11 protein-coding genes and 1 riboswitch are annotated in these 18,765 nt (G+C 65.3%); of the genes, 2 read left to right on the plus strand and 9 right to left on the minus strand.

Annotation, left to right across the window (positions count from 1 at the left end):
* A partial coding sequence (locus JSV65_04670) for a hypothetical protein (protein ID UCH35648.1) occupies positions 1 to 468 on the plus strand: 468 nt, incomplete at its 5' end.
* 62 nt (positions 469 to 530) lie between these two features.
* Here JSV65_04670 and JSV65_04675 read toward each other — a convergent pair.
* Complete coding sequence (locus JSV65_04675) at positions 531 to 740, minus strand: hypothetical protein (protein UCH35649.1); 210 nt, start codon at positions 738 to 740, stop codon at positions 531 to 533.
* A gap of 483 nt (positions 741 to 1,223) precedes the next feature.
* Between JSV65_04675 and JSV65_04680 the strand changes: the two genes are divergently transcribed.
* Positions 1,224 to 2,630 carry a sulfatase gene (locus JSV65_04680; protein UCH35650.1) on the plus strand — a complete coding sequence of 469 codons (1,407 nt, stop codon included), beginning with the start codon at positions 1,224 to 1,226 and terminating at the stop codon, positions 2,628 to 2,630.
* 151 nt (positions 2,631 to 2,781) lie between these two features.
* On the opposite strand, the gene JSV65_04685 is transcribed toward JSV65_04680, so the two are convergent.
* The 8 genes from JSV65_04685 to JSV65_04720 form a co-directional block, all read right to left on the minus strand.
* Positions 2,782 to 3,162, minus strand: coding sequence for a hypothetical protein (locus JSV65_04685; protein ID UCH35651.1), 381 nt, complete (start codon positions 3,160 to 3,162; stop codon positions 2,782 to 2,784).
* 6 nt (positions 3,163 to 3,168) lie between these two features.
* A complete protein-coding gene (locus JSV65_04690) occupies positions 3,169 to 3,564 on the minus strand; it encodes a hypothetical protein (protein UCH35652.1) in 396 nt (131 codons plus the stop codon).
* Between the two features lie 311 nt (positions 3,565 to 3,875).
* Positions 3,876 to 3,950: riboswitch (cyclic di-GMP riboswitch) on the minus strand.
* Positions 3,951 to 4,297: 347 nt separating this feature from the next.
* Positions 4,298 to 7,840, minus strand: a complete 3,543-nt coding sequence (locus JSV65_04695; GenBank protein UCH35653.1) for a DUF4091 domain-containing protein — start codon at positions 7,838 to 7,840, stop codon at positions 4,298 to 4,300.
* Between the two features lie 71 nt (positions 7,841 to 7,911).
* On the minus strand, positions 7,912 to 10,665 hold the full coding sequence (locus JSV65_04700; protein ID UCH35654.1) for a fused MFS/spermidine synthase: 2,754 nt from the start codon (positions 10,663 to 10,665) through the stop codon (positions 7,912 to 7,914).
* Positions 10,666 to 10,802: 137 nt separating this feature from the next.
* Positions 10,803 to 14,945, minus strand: coding sequence for a heparinase II/III family protein (locus tag JSV65_04705; protein UCH35655.1), 4,143 nt, complete (start codon positions 14,943 to 14,945; stop codon positions 10,803 to 10,805).
* Positions 14,946 to 15,092: 147 nt separating this feature from the next.
* On the minus strand, positions 15,093 to 16,070 hold the full coding sequence (locus JSV65_04710; protein ID UCH35656.1) for an ABC transporter ATP-binding protein: 978 nt from the start codon (positions 16,068 to 16,070) through the stop codon (positions 15,093 to 15,095).
* Positions 16,067 to 17,827, minus strand: a complete 1,761-nt coding sequence (locus JSV65_04715) for a hydantoinase B/oxoprolinase family protein (GenBank protein UCH35657.1) — start codon at positions 17,825 to 17,827, stop codon at positions 16,067 to 16,069. Before JSV65_04715 ends, JSV65_04710 begins: the two co-directional genes overlap by 4 nt.
* Positions 17,820 to 18,765, minus strand: a 946-nt coding sequence (locus JSV65_04720; GenBank protein UCH35658.1) for a hydantoinase/oxoprolinase family protein, incomplete at its 5' end; no start/stop codon positions are given. The genes JSV65_04720 and JSV65_04715, both read right to left, overlap by 8 nt.

An 18,765-nucleotide genomic window follows, 5' to 3' on the forward strand; every position in this document is an offset into this window, starting at 1 on the left:
GAAGACGCCCTCGACTTCGCTATGTACAGCGCCGCGAGCCTCAACGTGCCTGCGGGGCGCAGCGCGGCGGCGGTGCACGAACTGGATCGCATGATTGGGGTGGACCGCTACTACGACCGGGCGCGCTTGATACCATGGATTGAGCGCAGGCTGGGCTATCGCATTCGCCTGGCTGACGGGCGCCGAGCCGCAGGAATGCGGTTTCACGCCTACCGTGGGGATGACCTGATGCTGCTCCACGCGGTCAACTACAATGTACCCGTGCCCGACGACCCGCAGGGCAGGCCAGTGGAAACGATCACCGGCCTGCGAGTGAGGCTGCCGCTGCCGGCGGAGTTACAGGTAGGGGAGGTCGTGCTGCGTGAGGTCGGCGGACAGGATCGACCGGTACGCCACCGAGTCTCAGGCCGATTGCTCCGCTTCACGATTCCCGCTTTGCGCATCCATCAGATGGCGGTCATCAGGTAACCCCGCGGGCGCCACGCGGTTCTTGCTAAGGGATGGCGTGTGATGTGCGGCCGGTCAGGCGCTCAGATTTCCACCGGCTCGCAGACGTTGGCGGCCTTCGCCGCGGCGCGGCCGCATACGTTGCACAGGTACTTGGCGCCCTTGGACAACTGGCCTACTCGATCCATCTTGCGCGCCGACACCAGTTCGCAGAGATGCTGCGCGTGCCCCGTGTGGGTCTTCGCGAGCTTGCGGGCAGGTGCCGTCCTCTTCTTCGATGCTGCCTTCCTCATGGCGCTTGCCTCCCAGCGAGCGTTTATGTATCATCCCCGGCCGCTATGCGCACCTCATGTTGTCTCGCACGATGACGCGCGGCATGGCGGCTACGGGTGTCTGCCGCTTGCGTAATGATCCGCTCGTCAGTCATCATACCAGTCGCGCCTGTTTTTCCCTGTGTGAGAAGCGTGACAAAGCGCTATCGCAGTCCGTTCAGCCACGCGTTGATTGCATGCAGCAGATGCCCCGCTCTGAACTCAGCGGATCAACGACGAGTCGCGCGGTGACCCTCTGCAGACATGTCGTTCTGCGAGGGGCGTCGCCTCATTCGCCTCAAAGCGCAGGACTTCGAGTCTCCGATTCTCGTCGGCGGGGTGCGTGAGCAGGTTCGAGGCGGCGGAGTCGCGAAATCGCAGCGACACGGGACTCGTGTGCGCCCGCCTTGTCACCTGATGCGGGCTTGCCGCGATTCGCGGCATGGACTGGGAGAAAGCAACCCGATGACCACCGATAGACCGAACATCCTTTTCATCATGTCCGATGATCACGCGGCTCATGCGATGAGCTGCTACGGCAGCCGCATCAACGAGACGCCACACATTGACCGCATCGCGCAGGGCGGCATGCGCTTCGAGAACTGTTTCTGCACCAATTCCATCTGCACCCCAAGCCGCGCCACCATCCTCACCGGCACCTACAATCACGTCAACCGCGTCACCACCCTGAGGACGACGATGGACAATCGTCTTCTCACGTTCCCCAAGCTGCTCCAGAAGGTGGGCTACCAGACCGCGGTCATCGGCAAGTGGCACCTGGGCGAGGGAACGGCCCACGAGCCGACCGGCTTCGACTACTGGAACGTCCTGCCTGGGCAGGGCCTGTACCACGACCCCGTGATGATCGAGATGGGTGAGGAGAAGACGTTCCCCGGCTACGCCACGGATCTCATCACCGATTTCTCGCTCCGCTGGCTGGAGCAGCGCGACCCGGCGAGGCCGTTCATGCTGTTGTGCCACCACAAGGCGCCGCACCGCCATTGGGAACCGGACGCGAAGCACGCGGCGATGTATGAAGACGTGGACATCGCCGAGCCTGAGACTTTCGATGACGACTACAGCAACCGCGCCTGGCCCGCCGCCGCGGCCGAGATGCGCATCGAGCATGACCTGATAGATCGCGACTTGAAGCAGCCGGTTCCCGACGGCCTGACGCCGCAACAGGAGAAGAGTTGGAAATACCAGCGCTACATCAAGGACTACCTGCGATGCGTGGCTTCGGTTGACGACAACGTAGGCCGCATGCTCGATTTCCTGGACGCCGCGGGCCTGGCCGAGAACACAATCGTCATCTACACCTCGGATCAGGGCTTTTTCCTGGGCGACCACGGCTGGTACGACAAGCGCTTCATGTACGAGGAGTCCCTGCGGATGCCCTTCCTAGTGCGCTATTCGCCCGAGATCGCGTCCGGCACCGTTAACGGCGACATCGTGCTCAATGCGGACTTCGCGCCGACGTTCCTAGATTTCGCCGGCGTGGATGTGCCGGAGGAGATGCAGGGCCGCAGCTTCCGTCCGCTGCTCAATGGCAAAGAGGTGCCGGACTGGCAGCAGGCGATGTACTACCGTTACTGGATGAACCTTAGCCATCACAAGGTCGCCGCCCACTACGGCCTGCGCACGTTGCGTTACAAGCTCATCTACTACTACGCGGACGCGTGTGGCCAGCTCGGGGCGGTGGACGATCCGCGGGAACCGGCGTGGGAACTCTTCGACCTACAGAATGACCCGCGCGAGTTGAACAACGTATATCACGATCCCGCCTACTCCGAGGTGGTGAAGGAGCTACGGCGGGAATTACGGCGTCTGCAGGCGGAAGTCGGCGACGAACCGCACGGCACGGAAGTCTAGCGCGAGTCGCCAACGCTGGGATTGGGTGAGACACCGGCGCGCCACCGCGAAGTCAGTGCCGTGTCACCCGCTGCTGACAGGGCCGGTCGCCCTTTCGCAGATCTACCGGCAATCGAGCGAGGTAGTGGTGGAAAGGTGTTCCATCCCCCCGTCACAGCCGCCTGCGGTGTCTGGCGCGGGCGGCGCCGCGACCGGCTGGCGTCAGAACATAGAGCTGCTGGTGCTCACGGCGCACGAGGGGAGGCTGCTCCTTCTCAAGCATTTCCACCGCTTCGATTCCGTGCAATGAAAGCTCCTGGTCATCCGGCCCTCCAATGTCCTCGCCGTTGACCCGGACCCAGTCGAACTCCGGCTCGCCTGCTGTATGACGTTCGATTCGGCCCTCCGCAGCCCAGGCTTGCCTGAGAATGTGTTCCTGGAGATCCCTCAGCCATCGCTGGCGCAGGAACTCCTCGACCCAGCGCTCCTCTTCTGATGCTTGATTCATTTCAGCACCCAGGTCCCTTTCCGGGGTCTGTGAATCCTCCACCATGACGCATCACCACCGAGCGTAGGGCGTGCCGTCTGTGCCGACGAGAGTGCTCACCGAATGCACGTCCCCGGGCGCGCTGTCGTAGCGCCAGTCACGACGGTTTGTGATCGGGTCACACGGCAACAGCATGTCACCGGTGCGCAGGTATGGCCCTCGGTAGGAGCCCAGATCGAGTGTCCGCCCAGCGCCGTCAACAGTCGCGCTCACGTCATCGCCGCTGCACGCCAGGATGTCGTCAAGACGCGGCGGATGTCCACCGCAGTCAGCGTGGAAGTGCTCGATGGCGACGCGAAAGTTACGCAGGTCGGCGCGCAGCGCGACCTCGTTGGAACGCCGCGCTGCTCCTATGATGCGCGGGATGACGATCAGCGCAAGGATGCTGATGACGGCCAAGAGCACCATGAGTTCGATGAGCGTTAGACCGCGGTGAGATCCGTATTGCAGGCGGCGCGCTGGTCTGTCTGCCCGACCACCGGGGAGCACCCAGGAGCGGCTGCGAACGACTCCCTCGCTAAGGCGCCGTGGCGAGCAAGGGGGCACGCGGAGTCCCTCGTTCCAGCTCAGTCCGAGTCGTTCTTGGCGTGAGGAGGCGGTGGTGGACTGAGAACGTGAGCGGGGCCCAAGAATGAGCCAACGGCGAAGATGACCGCACTGCATACCGCACGCTGAAGGTCTCATGTCTCTCTCCCAAGTATTGGGCCGAGCAACTTGGTCGGAGCGGCCAGGCTGTCTCTGAGAGACCCTTAGCTTTGCGGCCCCTTCTTGCGAAGGGTGTGCCTTTTATCCAACTACGGCTCTATGTCTAGATATTCCATATTGTGCCATGAGGCAGAGATGACGTGCGGTCGCGCTGCACGGCCGGGCGCTTCGGCGCAAAGCGAGGATTCGGGCCCCGGGGGCATCTCCCGGCGGAGGCACCTGCCGCTCTACTGGACTCACGCCGACGGCACGAGCGAATGCCAAGCCTAGCCCGCGGGCGGCGCCACCACCCGGCGGCGCCGGAGCAAATCGGGGGCAGGTTATTCAGTCCGAATGCACTCAGGGGCCATATTGCCCCTAACGAGCACCTCGGTGGGTGCGGAACATGCCTGGGTTGTATCCCGAAGCCAGCACAGCAGTGGCGCCGGCCACGCCGTCACCTCTCCGCGCTCAGCTTCTCGATCGCGCTCGCCACGGCATCCTTGACGCGGAACACGGCGTCGGGATCGGGCAATATCCTGGTCGAGAACCGGCCGCCGGCGTTGGGGATGTCAACGAGTTCAGCGGCGAAGCGAAGCGCATCCTCCGCGGCGCTGACGTCCCTGCCAGCAGCTTTCGCATCTGCGGCGAGTTCACGAAGCAGATAGAGGTACTCGTAGTCCTCGACGCCCTCCCGCGCTTGCTCCAGGCGCACGGAGCTAACCGGGCCGTCGTGCCCAACCGGAGCACCGGGGTAGGCGAGGAACCCGTCGCCGTTCGGATAGCGCACCCACGTGGATTCCCCGGGCTCGCCGCTCTGGTGGATGTACGAGTGCCAACCGAACTGGTAGGGATCGTAGGTCAGCCACGAGATTCCCCAGAACTCGTACGCCTCGACGCCGTACTTGAAGCAGTAGTGGGGGAGTAGCCGCTCGACGCCGCAGTACGGCGTGTCGGTGCACATCTGCCCATCCGTGGTGAACCACAAGCGGTCGCCGGCGGCGCGCAGCTCCGTCATCTTCTCCGGCGGCACGATGCCGTGATGCCCGATACCCCAGACATCGAGATACCCGTCCCACTCCGGGCGGTGATGCCACGTGCTGCAGTAGATCGGGATGTCGGGGTCGACCTCGTGGATCATGTCGCATAGGGCTATCATCTGCTCGCGGATGTGCGGCAGATGATAAAACGGCTCGTCGGAGATGTAGAGCACGCACTTGTCCGCCCACCCCTTGGCTTTCATGTGATCCCAGTACGCCTTCAGGCACGCCTGGTACACGCGCTTGTACTCCGGGCGCAGCTTGGCGCGGTCCGCGCCTTCATATGGATACTCACCATCGTACGGCCGCTCTCCGAACATGACCTTCGGTGGATGTCCCCATCCGAAGAGGTAGAAGTACCACGGCGTGTAGGTGCTCGGAAGCTTGAGTTGGTTGAAGTAGTATTCAGCCGCCCGGTCGAACTCGGCGAAATCGGTAACGACGCTGCCGTTCTCATACCTGATGATGGGGTCGGGGCGAACAGTGTCCGGGCACACGCGGCGGTCGGCCATGAATTGACAGAACTGATCCTGCAGCTCCTGCCGCGTCTTACCCAGCACGTTCCATCTGCCGCCGATACGTAGGTCGTAGATCGCGGCGACGTGGGACTCCTCGGGCAAGGCGAAATCCCAGACGTGCACGGTGAAAGGCATCTCCTTGATTGCGGCGCCGTCGCTCAACAACCTGACGGTGCCGGAATAGTCACCGGCTGCGGCGTCCTTGGGGACAGCGACAGTGACCCAGATCGGCTGCGTGGTGTTAGGTTTCAGCGCGAACTGACTGCGCGGCAACAGCGGGTCGGGCCACCAACCGGCCCAGCCATCGCACGAGCCCGCGCGCTCCGGATACTTGCGATGCCACGACGGGCTGTCAGAGCGGTAGTATGCCGTCTTATGGTCAATAGGGACATAGCCGACCACCGCGATCTCGATGTCATCCAGTTGTTCTCCGCTCGCGTTTGCCGGCGGATCAACTTCAACCGTGACTCGGTCAAACGGACGCGGACTGCGAATGGCGAGTTGCAGCGGCTCCTTCTCGTTCCGCGCCGCGGAGATGCGCGCCGGAGGAATCTCCGGCGGCGGCAGTTCATCCCCGAACACCTTGACGACCGCATTCACCGGCCAGACGGCCGGGGCCGCGAAATCCATCGGCGCGGATGCCTCCAAGCTGCCCGCTGTGCCGCGTTGAACCTCCGCGACAACCACCCCGTCGTGCCACACGGTACCGGTCGCGAGCATCGTCAGGTGCAGCTCGAAGGTCGCGATGTCCTGCGGCATATCGAACCAGCCATACATCAGCGTCCAGTCCTGGGTTCCGCTCATCGGCGTCCCGGCGCTCGCGTGCTTCACAGTCTCGCACAGGTCGCCCGCCGCGTTCCGATAGTGGGCGTGAAGCTGAACCGAGCCGTCTTCGATGTCTTCGCATCTAAGCCACGCCGCGAACAGGTACGTCCTGCCCGGCTCGACCGGCACGCGCTGCCGCCAGCCGGTCCACGCCGGCTCGGCGTCGTGGGGAATGTGGAGTCTGGCGCATCTATCGCCGAACAGGCCCGGCTCGTCGAAGCCCATCACGGCACCGGCCGGCTTCTCGCCCTCCGCGCCGCCCGGCCAGTCATCCGGCAGGCTTTGACCCGTCTCAAAGCTCGCGTTGCGGGCGAGGTTCCTCCCGCTCTCCAGGAGCGCCGCGTAGTCGCCGCTACCGGGTCCCTCGATACGATGGTCGAGCGAGAAATACGCGCGGTACGTGCGAGCAGTCCGCGCCGGGACATCGGCATAGAACAGCAGGGAGTCATCCAACTGATAGTGACCGACGATCCGCGAACCGTCGGTCACGCGAATCGAGTTTGGGTTGAGGCTGCGATTGAATCGAGACGCGACGCGCGAGAAATCCGCCTGTACGAGCGCGTCCTCCGCCGCTTGATCGGAGAAGTTGATGACACCCAGCGGAATGCTGTATTCCCAACGCAAGTCGTCGTCGGGATCGTCATCATACCACGGCATATCGGCGGCGGTTTCCTCGATCTGCGCGGCCTCGGTCGGCGCTGCAACCGCGGTCAGCTTCAATGGCTCGAGGCAGTCGAGGCTGACGTCATCGAACCAGGCGGTTCCCGTGCCGCGCAGCACGGTGCCGAGGTCGGCGCGACTTGCTTCCTCGGGTGCGGTGAACTGGACTGATACTTCCTTCCAGTCATAGGTTCCGCCTTCGCCGCTTAGCATCGGCGAGATCATCATGGCGTTGTCCTGACTGCCGACGTGGATGTACCAGCCGGCGTAGCCCTCCACGCCGTCGGCTTTCACCCACGCGCGCATGACGTACTGGGCGCCGCCGATGATATGAATGCCCTGCTGTCGCGTCGCGATCCACGTCGGTTCGGCGCCTTCGGCGACGACTGTCTTCAGGCATCGCGTGCCGGAGCGGGGATTCTCGCTGACCCAGAATGCCTGGTGCTGATCGTCCCCCCCGTCGTGATTCCAGCCCGACGGCGTATCGCCCGTTCCCACCTCGACGCCGCTGTTGCGCACGCCGAGCGATGCCTCCAGGAAGTCCGGCACCGCCCATGCGGCCGGGTTATCGAAGTAGATGAAGTAAGTGACGGCGCTGTGCGCCGGGCACTCGGCAGGAAGCGTGAAACCGGCTCCCGACGGAATCGGGCCGGTCGTTATCACTTCCCCGCCTGGCCCGGTGATACGATACAGCATCTCCGCGCCTTCGGCGTCGCAGACCCGCGCCGCTTCCGCGAGCGCGCCCACGAGATTTGCCTCACCGACACCCGTCCCGATGCGCACCTCCACCGGATCGCCCGCGGCTGCCCGATCCATGTCATTGCGGATCTCGATCGCCACCCGTTGACGCCAATAGCCGTCGTTTCCGAGATAGAGGGGGTAGTGCCAGGGCACCGCCGCGCCTGCGATCGTCACACAGGTTGCCAACAGCGCGGCCGTCACTATCCGTATCGCCATAGTCATCCCTCATTCCCACGCCGGACGCGCGCGCAGCCGCCGCATCGCGGTCGTGTCGCTATCGGCGCAGTTCATCGCCCGATTTCCGCGGACAACTCCTGGGCGCTTGCTCTGTCCGGATCGATCGCGAGCGCTCTCTGTAGGTGAGCCCGGGCGGATGGAGTGTCGCCCATGGGCAGCTCGACCCTCGCCAGACTCTCGTGCAAGTCAGCTCGATCAGGGGCGAGCGTTATCGCTGCCAGGAGTTGCTCACGCACGCAGCCGAGGTAGGACGCCCGCAGCAATGGGGATCTGTGGTACTCCAGCAACGACTGGGCGAGGGCCGCTCTCGCGTCCGCGTCGTCGCCGGCGGCTCCCAAGTCCACGATCTCGTCCAGCGCTTGCGTTCTGTAGGATGTGAGCATGATCCAGTTGCTCTGCACCACGCCGCGAAGATATACGTTGCGCGGTGCGGAGAACTCCAGCCACGGCAAATCATCGGTATTCAGTTGCCCTCCCTCCGCGAGCCGACGTAGGTCGTCCGGACCCAGCACCAGCGAACACATCACCGAGATCGGCGAGTCAAACAGCGCGCGTCGAAGATCTTGTCGGATCGTCGGCGCCCTCCCAACGCGCCGCTCGAGTTGAGGGAAATCCGCCTCCCACGGATGCTTGCGAGCGATAAGCGCGAGGTCGACGTGGTTGCGGCTGACGCACCACATGGTGGCATCGGGGAAGACGTCGACGAACGTGGCGACGATCGAGGCGAGGTCATGCGGGCTCATCTGGTAGATGTGCAGCCACTGGCAGACGATCCCCTCCGGAGACAGACGGTCGCGCAGCGCCTGGAAGTGTTCCACGGTGAATAGGCTCGCGACTCCGGCGACCCAGGGATTGGACGGCTCGTTAATGATGACGTCATAGCGTCGCCGTGTAGCGGCGAGGTAGTTCCGCGCATCGGCGACGATGAGATGGAACCGTGGATCCGCGAAGACGTCGCGGTTGACGTGGCGGAAGGAGCGGGCGGCATCCACTACCGCCGGCTCTATCTCGAGACAGTCAATCCTCCGCACAGGATACAGCGACGCGGTACCCGAGGTCGTCCCGCTGCCCAAGCCAACGACCAGCACCGAATCGTGTCGGTCGGCGAGAAGCAGCGGAAGGTGTGCCAGCATGGTCTGCGTGTCCATCTCCGCAGACTCGTCACTGGCGTCCGGCTTGCCATTGATCAGGAGCGTGTGGCCATTCCCGGCTTTCACCACGGCAACCGTGGCGAGCGCACCATCGCGGTAGAACACGACTTCCCGATGATTCCGTAGGTACGCTCGAGCCGCCGCGGGGTCCATCCCCGCCCTGCGATACACTCCCGCCGACATTATCTCCGGTCGCCACGATGGGAGAAACACCACGACCACCGCGAGCACCGCCAGCGCCATGCCCCCTGCCAGTCGCCTCCCCCGAACGCTGAGCAGAACCGCGGCGCCGGTGACTACGTAGAGGCCGGCGCAGAGCACGGCCGTCGCCCGCAGGCCAAGAGCGGGGATCAACAGGAAACCTGCGGCGGAAGCGCCGACGATGCAGCCGACCGTGTTTGCCGCGTAGAGGAAGCCGATCGCGCGCGACAGGCTGGCCCGTTCGCCGACATAGATGCGACTGAGAATGGGCAAGGCAGCACCCGCGCACAGGGTGGGCACGAACAAGAGGCCGACAATGACCAGGACCTCGACCCCGAGGAGAACCGGAAAGGTCTCGGCGAACTGAAGCACCACGCGCAGGAAGGCAAACGCAAGCAGGTTATAAAGGATGATCAGCGCGAGCGTCGAGAACCCGGCTCCCAACTGCACTCCGGCAAACCAGGTCAGGGTGACCTGGCGGCGAGCCGTTAGGCGGGCCACGAGGATGCTGCCGAAGGCGATCCCTATCAGTACCGCCAACAGCACTGCCGAGAACGCGTAGACAGAGCCGCCCACGTAGAGCGAGAACGCCCGGGCCCACACCACCTCCAGCGCCAACCCGGAGAACCCGGCGAACGCGAAGCCAACGACGAGTATGACCAGCACTGGGCGGCTCAACGGAGAAGCGGAGGGCGGTGCGCTCGGCCTGGGCTCCGGTGCTTCTGTCGCGCCGCGCGCAGCAGGAGGCTCTGCTGCTCGACCGCGGGCTTCCAACCTCAGGATTCCCATGCCTACAAGCAGGTTGATGACGGCGGCCAGGGAGACTGAACCGCGCAGTCCCAGTACCGGCAGCAGAAAGAACCCCACGAGGAGAACGCCCGCAGCGGCACCGAACGTGTTGACTCCGTAGAGCTTGCCCACTTCCGGCCCGACCGCTTCGAGGCGGCGCACGAGTCCCTTTGTGGCCACCGGCAGAGTGCCTCCCATCAGCGCGGTGGGAATGAGCAAGGCGAGGAAGCTGGCAAAGAACTGGAACGATGCGAGCAAGAAGCTGTCAAACGAAAGCTGGCCCGCGAGTGCGATATAGCCCAGGTGCACGGCGCGCAGAAGCGATAGACTCGCCAGCCCGTAGACACCGATGATGATCTCCAACCACGCGTAGAGCCGCAATGGGCGGGCAAGCCGGTCTCCCCAGCGACCGAAGACATAGCTGCCGAGCGCGAGGCCGGCCATGAAAGCGCTGAGGGTAACGGACATGGCAAACGTGGTGTTGCCGAAGACATTCGACAGCGCCCTGAGCCAGATGATCTGGTAGAACAGGGCGCACAGGCCGGAGAAGAAAAAGGCGAGATAGGTCGCGCTGGCGAGGCGGCGCCATGGAGCCGCGCGCTCCGAGCCAGGTGACGGCCGGGATGCACCGACAGGCTTTCTGCGGGCGACGCGTTTGCTCACGCAGTCTGCTTCCGTGAGAGGCGTGGATTATCCTGCGAGCGCTGATCGGGCCGCCGCCGACGAGTATGCGGGAGCAGCCTCGCAGTCGGTATGGCGCGAGGCGTCGGCGCTGGTGACGAACACGGCAAGGCGCGTCGTCAGCGTCCGACCTCGCCGCGCGTGAACACCGTGGTCGTGGGCAACACGAATGAGTCGCCGGGTTGGATATCGTGGTAGAACAGCGTGTCGCCGGGCGCGAAGCCCGCGGTACTCTCCATCTCCAACTTCATGGGGCTGCCGAACTCCACCGCCGTGAGATGCGTCGCCCCGCCCCGTCCGTTGGTGACGAGCTTGCCGTCGAAGACTCGGCTATTCCTACTCCCACCGATCGGGCAGGCATACTCGTGCGGGATGCTGCTCAGTGCGGTGCCGTCGTCCGTCACATCAAACACCAGCCCGCGGCCCAGGATAAGGGACGTTTGTCCAAGGCGGATGACACTGCCGTCGCCCGCGGCTTCCACGCGCTGGATTTCGTAGGTTGTATTGCGCGAATAGCCGTCGTTGGCGAAGTAGACCATGCAACCATTGAAGGCCGCATCAGCCGGAAGCTGAGCCGACGTTTGGATAACGCCGGCCTCTTCATCTACGGCCGCGACGATGCCCTCGTGGGCGCGCGCGGGCGCCGCGATATGCCAGTCGCCGAATCGCAGCCAGTCGGCGCCGTGCAGCACGGCCCGAGCAACCTTGCCGTCGGGCGTGAGACGCAGATAAGCGAGGGCCCCGCCCACTTCGATCTCGCCGCTGTCGGTCTGATATGCCACTCGCTCGTCGGGCATACCGCCGCTGAGCAGGTAGTCCACATGCCCGTCCGCGAGAGCGATCTTGACGCCGACCGGCTCCAGCCCTCCGTCGCTGCCCGACGTGCAGTGCACGCGCTCCACGGATCGAATAAAGGGGCGGGCCTCGAATGACACGCCCTCTCCGGCAGGTGCCAGGAGCACGCCCGCCAGGCCGATGTAGTACTGGTTCTGCTGTCCCCGAAGTTCCGTCATCTCGACGGTAAGCGAGTGTGCACCGGCGGAGAGTTGTCGGCGTCCCAGAGCCCGTAACTCAGGCCCCTCAATTGCGGGCGCCCAGGCGTCAACCGGCTCGCCAATCAGCTCCTCGTCGAGCAGGAATCGCGCCGTGCCATACACCGGCGCCCTGAGCACGTTGACCGCGACGGTGTACTCGTCGTCGGCAGAGATGTCGAGCTGGAAAGTCATGCGGTCGCCCGGCTTGGCTCCTTTGAGGAGGAACACCCGCAGGTTTGCGAGCGGCTTCACTTCAGCGGTTGCCTCGGCCAGACGCTTCTCCAGCTCCGCCGCAGGGATCAAGCCCGACGGCGCACGGCGGCAGTATGGTTCCATCACCGTCACGAACGTGCTGGCAAGCGGTTCGACGCCTGCGCGGCGTACCACCCCGTAGGACGCGTTCTTGCTGTGCGCAACACCGTACCCCCGCTTGGGGTACAAGCCGGGGGCCTTGGCTACGACTGCTTCGCTGTCCGTCGGCGGCAGGAAATGCGCACGGAAACCCGTGTCCAACGGTCCCCCCAGCGGCCAGGTGACGCGCCAGGCGCCCTCCGGGGTTCCGCGGCGCACGTCATAAAAGAACCCGTACCCGTTGCCCGGCGGCGGATTCCAATATGGCTTGTTGGGATACCCGATGACGTCACCGTCGTTGCCGATGCTCGTTCCCCACGAGATGTCAGGCCCAGCTAGCGAGCCAGGTTCCGCCGATCCCAACGAGACGCCGTCGACTTCAAGCTCTTGGCTCTGCACGCCCAGGAAGTAGTCGTGCTGTCGGCCACCCACGACCCTGAAGACATCCACGACATACGCCGGATCGGCCGGCTCGCGGGATGCCCCTTCGGTGGCGGCTCCGCCGATGAGCGCCACCGTGCGTCGGTACGTGCTGACGTCCTCGCTCGCGTATGCATTCTCGTCGGACGCTTCGATGGCCTGAAGACCCGGCGCGGTGACGAACAGATGCAGGCTCCCACCGGAGCCCGGCGCCTTGAGCTGACTCGTCTCATTGACCACCACGGCGTTGTGGCTTGCAGTTTGATTCGCCCAACCGATGTGCGTATGCGTGCTGCCCAAGCCGTAGCCGATGTCGTAGGTCAACTGCCAGCCGCCGCCGTAGTAGAGCAACCCCAGCTCGTCGTAGTCGCCGTGATTCAACGTCGGCCCCCAGCGCAGCAGCGCGGCTTGCGCTCGCTCGCCGTCACCGGCGCGCAGCATACCGATGCCTTTCTGGCCGAGGAACCACGAGCTGTCGAGCCGCTTGCGCAATTCCGCCGGCAAGTCCACTGCGTCCGCGGGCAGGTCATCCGCGTGAAACAGCAGCCACGCACCCATGTTAGAGCCCGCCCGAAGGCGATCGACATCTCCGTCAGAGAGGTATTGCAGCACGGCACCAAACAGCGCTTTGTCCTGCGCACGACGGCTCCCGGAATACATCCGCTCCGCCAGCGCGTAGTCCGTGTTGGAGAACCGCGCCTCGTCCGGCAGCGCGAACCGGTTATCCGGAGATGCGTCACCGAAATTGGGCGTGTGCCCGGCGCACTCCATCACGAGGTCGGGCAGCGCATAGAACCGGCGGAAGCGCGGGGCGCTGTAGAGATCAATGCCCTGCGGGTGCTGTTCGTCGCGCCAGTTCGCCAGCGGCTCTGAAAAGGTGAGGTAGAGGGAGCGCGTGTGGTGGGAGTAGGGAAGGGATGTCTCGTAATACCGCCCATCTCTGTCCACGTTGTTGTCGAGCATCGCGTAGATGGAGAACGGGCCTTCCGTTGCCCAGCGCACGTATTCAGGAATCCCCAGTAAGCAGCCGACGGCCATCGCGCCCCGCATGTAGTCGGCGTGGCCGTTGTGGAGCCTGCCGTCGAAGGTGTGCGCGTAGCAGTAGTAGGCGCCATCCTGTATCAGGTTGACGTCAATATTCTCCCTGCGCGTCATGGCCGCCCAGCTCTGGCCATGGGCCTCCTTGGTGCGGACCTCGCGGGTCTGCGGGGGCGGCCCCGGCGGGAAGCCTTTCTCCAATGACGGCCTCAGCGATGCGCGATCAAGAACCGAGCTGCCGTAGATCAGGTCGTACGCCTCGACATAGACAACCAAGTTGCGCGCGACCTGATACCACGGTCGCGCCAGGCGGCCGCTCGGCGGGCTGCTCGGGTAGTCCCACGAGCCGGCCGTGGACTCGGAGTAGACTGAGGCCAGGGCGTCGAGGAAGAACGCCGCCCGGTCGGCATACCTGTCGTCTCCCGTCAAGGCGTAAGCGCGCGCGAGTGATGGTATGGCATTGAGTGTCCACTGCTCGGTCGCCCACGCGTTCCACGAGCCAACGAAGTAATGGACGCGGCCGTCTTCACCTCTGTACCCCGCCCCGTCATCCGGGTGCGCGTCATCCGGCAGGAGGTGCCCGTTGCTGCATGTCACGTGACCCGGATTCTCCCACGAGCACCGCGCCCGCCCCCATGTCCCCCACGGCGCGCCGCAGATCGGGCACCCGGTAAAACCGTAGGCATAACACGCGCCGGGCTCGGGGAGAAACGCCAGCCATTCCGCTTCGCGCCGGTCAAGCCATCGCTCGGCTTCGGCCAGGATGCCGTCGTGCACCTTGCGCGCCCACTCATGGCCGGCTGCGTTGCGCTTTGCGCGTGCGACATCTGCCGCAGTGAGGTACACAGTCGGATGCTCGGCCCGGCCCTGGGGTGGCAGGTCGCCGCGTGCGAGCGGCCGCGGGGGGCGGGGCGGGCCCGACCACTTGTGTTTCGGATCGGACACTAGCATCAGCTCCTTGATCCCAAGGTAGTGTGTGCGGCTGTGCGTGGATCGGACGCTCAGGCGGACGAAAGTCGTTCGGCGCGGGGGGAACCGCGCCAGCAGTTCAGTCTGGCCCGGCGTCATCTCGCCGCGCTCCGGCTCGCCCTTCGAGAACGAGATTTCCCATTCGCGCCACGCATCGTACAGGTCGGGCTGCGTGTAGATCGCGACGAACGCGCCGTCCACGGTCCGCGGGTCGTTCCATCTCACCTCAAACCACTGGGGAAGCGCATATCCATCCGCCGATGCCCATCGCGTTCGGAAGTCGCCGTCAACCGCTTTGGGCGGCCCGTAGTCAGCGTCGAAGGCCGAGGCACTCGACGAGGCGGAGACCGCGCCCTCGCGGGCGAGGTTAGGCGGGCCAGCCGCAGCGACGCCGACATTGAGGAATGCGACTGTCAGCCATGTCAGCAGAGCGCGCTCCGGCTTGCTCACGGAATCCCTCCTTGTGCCTGGGCTGGAGTATGCTTTGCCGTCGCGGTGCCGCATTCCCTGCGGTGCACCGACGACAGCAACGGCATCCACGTTACACCGGATTCTCATGCCGCCGAGTCTAGCACGGGCCGTGCGAGGATCAGCCGGTCATCCCCGGCCGGCGCCGTCGGCCAGGTGGCATGCCACGAAATGCGCCGCGCCGAGTTCCCGCAATTCGGGCTCCACGCGTCGGCACTCAGGGACTTGCTCGACATAGCACCGGGTGTGGAAACGGCAGCCCCGAGGCACGGCGATGGGGCTCGGCGGGTCACCCGAGAGCAACGCGTCGGCGCGCCGCGAATCGCGCTCGATGCGCGGGACCGCCGCCAGCAGCGCGCGCGAGTAGGGATGCAGCGGCTGATGAATCACATCCCGAGCAGGCCCCACCTCGACAATCCTCCCGAGGTACATGACTGCGATCCGCTGGCTCACGTGAGACACGACACTGACGTCGTGCGAGATGAACACCGCCGTGAGATCGAGACGTTCTTGCAGCCCGCGCAGAATGGCCAGTATCTGCGCCTGAATGGACACATCCAGGGAGGCGACCGGCTCGTCCGCGACCACGAGATCCGGCTCGCAAGCGAGCGCTCGAGCGATACCGATCCGCTGACGCTGACCGCCGCTGAACTGGTGGGGAAACTGGCTCGCGTGCGCGGGGTCGAGCCCCACGAGCTGCAACAGCTCGCCCACACGCTGTCGGATCGTCGCCTTCGAGCCAGTCCCGCTCAGGCGCAGTGGAAGCCCGACGATTTGCCCCACGGTCTTATGGGGATTAAGAGAGGAGAACGGATCCTGGAATATCAACTGCATCCGGCGGCGCAGCGGCCGAAGCGCCCCGGGCGAGAGCTGCATCAGGTCGGCGCCGTCGAACACGACGCTGCCGCCCGTCGGTTCCTCGAGGCGACATATCAGCCGGCCGAGAGTGGTCTTGCCGCAGCCGCTCTCGCCGACCAGGCCCACCGTCTCGCCGCGCACGATGTCGAGCGACACCCCGTCCACGGCATGGACGACTTTCCCTCGCCCGGCCGGGAAGTGCTTAACCAGGCCCCGTATCTCGACGAGCGCTCGTTCGTCATGCGTCACGTCTGCGCTTCCTCGTCCTTCCGTTCGCTGTCATCCGATGCGCCAACCGCGCCGGGCGAGCGGCCGCTGCCTTCATCGGAGACTCCGTACACCTCCGTCGCCGTCCGACGGGAGATGCGGCCAGCCCGGAGATCCGCAAGCACGCGCTCGCGCGCTCGGCGCTCCGGCGGGCCATAACCGCCCCCTCCAGGCGTTCGGACCGACAGGACGGCGCCCGGCTCGAGTCGCACCCCTGAGACCTTCGGTGGCAGACGCGCTTCCGAATCAGTGCCCGGATTGACGGCGTAGCACCCGCGTCCCCCGGGGCGGCCGCCTGCTGCTCCGCGGGCGCCGCGTTGGTGGCGGTCGCCGTGGGCCGAGAACGTCGCCTCGTGCCCCACGATACGAACGTCGCGCCGCAGTCCGAGGCCACCGCGGAGTTCTCCTGGGCCGCCTGAATCCGAAACGAACTCATAGCGCTCGACGAGTATCGGAAACGCGTGTTCGAGAGACTCAACAGGCAGATTCGAGGTATTGGTGATATGCACCTGGACACCGTCGAGGCCGTCATCATCCGGCCCGCCCCCGGCGCCGCCGGCCACCGCCTCCACATAGACGTACTCGCGCCCGCTGCGAGGGTCAACGCCCGAGAACACGACCGCCGTGCTCGCGTCATTGCTCGGCGCGGGCAGTTGCCCGGGCAGAGCCAGGGAAAAAGCCTCAATGATCCGGCCCGCGACATGCTGGCACGTATCGGTGCGCGCTCCCACGGCAGCAGGGGGCTGAGCATTGACGATGCTTCGGTCCGGAACCGATACCTCGATCGCCCGGTGCAGGCCGGCGTTCGACGGCAGCTCCGGATCCAGGCTTGCCCTAATGGCGTAATAGACCGTCGCCAGCAGTGCGTTGCGAGGCACGTTGATGGCCCCGAGCGAAGGCGGCCCGCTGCCGGAGAAGTCGAGTCGCAGCCGGTCGCCCCTGACGTCAACGGCCACATGGATGGGAATCATCCCTTCGCCGGCCGCGCCCTCCATCTCGTCCGCGGATTCGTAACGTCCGTCCGGCATTCTCGCCACCGCCGCTCGCAGGCGACGTTCCGTCGCATCGAGCCAATCGGCGATAGCCTCATTCATCTCGGTGGCTCCGTACTTGTGGAACACCTCGTCGAGTCGGCCGAGGCCGACGCGGTTTGCGGCCAGTTGACCGGTCAAATCGAGGCGACGCTGCTCCGGCATGCGACAGCGCGAGGTGAACAACTCGATCACCTCACGGCAGACGCCCTCCGCCGTCGCCAGTCTGACTGGTTGCAGACGCAGTCCCTCTTCATCAATCGAACGCGCGTCCCCGGAGATGCCGCCGGGAACCCGAGCGCCGATGTCCGCGTGGTGAGCGACATTGGCGACAAACGCGGCGACCTGGCCCTCGGCGAAGAACGGCGAGACGACGGTGACGTCCGGCAGGTGCGTGCCGCCTCCCAGGTAAGGATCGTTCGCAGCGAACGCGTCGCCCGGTCGCAAGGCGGCTGGTGGATAGCGCTCGAGCATGGCTTCGACGACCCCAAGCATTGATCCAAGATGGAGCGGGATGTGCTCCGCCTGGGCGATGAGTCGCCCACGGGCGTCGAACACCGCCGTCGAGCAGTCGCGCCGTTCCTTGATGTTGGGCGAGAAGGCGGCGCGCACCAGGGCTTCGCCCATCGTCTCGGCGACTCCGAGGAGTGCGCTGGAGATCACCGCGAGCTTGACCGCGTCTCTCGGCTTGCGTCCGAGGCTATCCACGACTTCCCCCCGTTGCCACCCGAAGGCAGCCGCCGTCAACCACGCGCGCAATGCACCCGCGCGGCAAGTAAATCGTCGAGTCGTATTGCTCGATGATCGTCGGCCCCGCAACCCCATCGCCGCCGCTGAGTCGAGCGCGGTCGAGAACCGGCCACTCCTCAACCTGCTCCTGCCCGTCCGCGAGCACCGGGCGAGCGCCCGTCTGCGCCGCCCCGCCCTGCTTGCCGTCAGCGGGCACCGCGGTATGCGGCCGGGTCACGGCGCCCACAGCGGAAACCATTACGTCCACGAACTCGACCGGCTGTGTCTGCAAGTGGTATCCATACCGCGCCTGATGCGCTTCGTGGAAGGCCTCGATCACTTGGCCGAGCGTCACCGGTGATAATTGTCCCGACGGCACTTCGACATCTAATTCATAGTCCTGGCCCTGATAGCGCGCCGCGATACGACGCAAGAGGGTCACTCGCGCCGTGGGTTCAAGGCTCTCCGTCAGCCATTGTTGTGCCTTGTCCTCGAGCGCCCGGAACTCCGCGGCAAGCTCGGGCAGTCGTTCGCCGCAGGCGAGCGTGATGCGGGTTCTGACCCAGTCCCGACGCAGATCGCTCGCGACGAGGCCGAACGCGGAGAAATTGCCCGGGGCCGTCGGGACGATCACCTCGTTGATTCCGAGTTCAGCGGCGAGTTCGCACGCGATGAGTGGCCCGGCGCCGCCCGCCGCGACGAGAACGAACTCCCGCGGATCGCGGCCGCGGGCCATCGTCATCGCTTCGACCGCACGTCGGACGTTGGCAACGGCGAGCGCTACAGCGCCGAGAGCCGCGCCCTCCGGACCGAGCCCCAACGCCTCGCCGACCTTACTCGCCATTGCCCCTCGGGCAGCTTCCGGATCGAGAGACATTGCCCCGCCCAGCAAGCCCGCCGGTGCTATGCGGCCCAGC

It is taken from the genome of Armatimonadota bacterium (assembly GCA_020354555.1).
Classification (GTDB): Bacteria; Armatimonadota; Hebobacteria.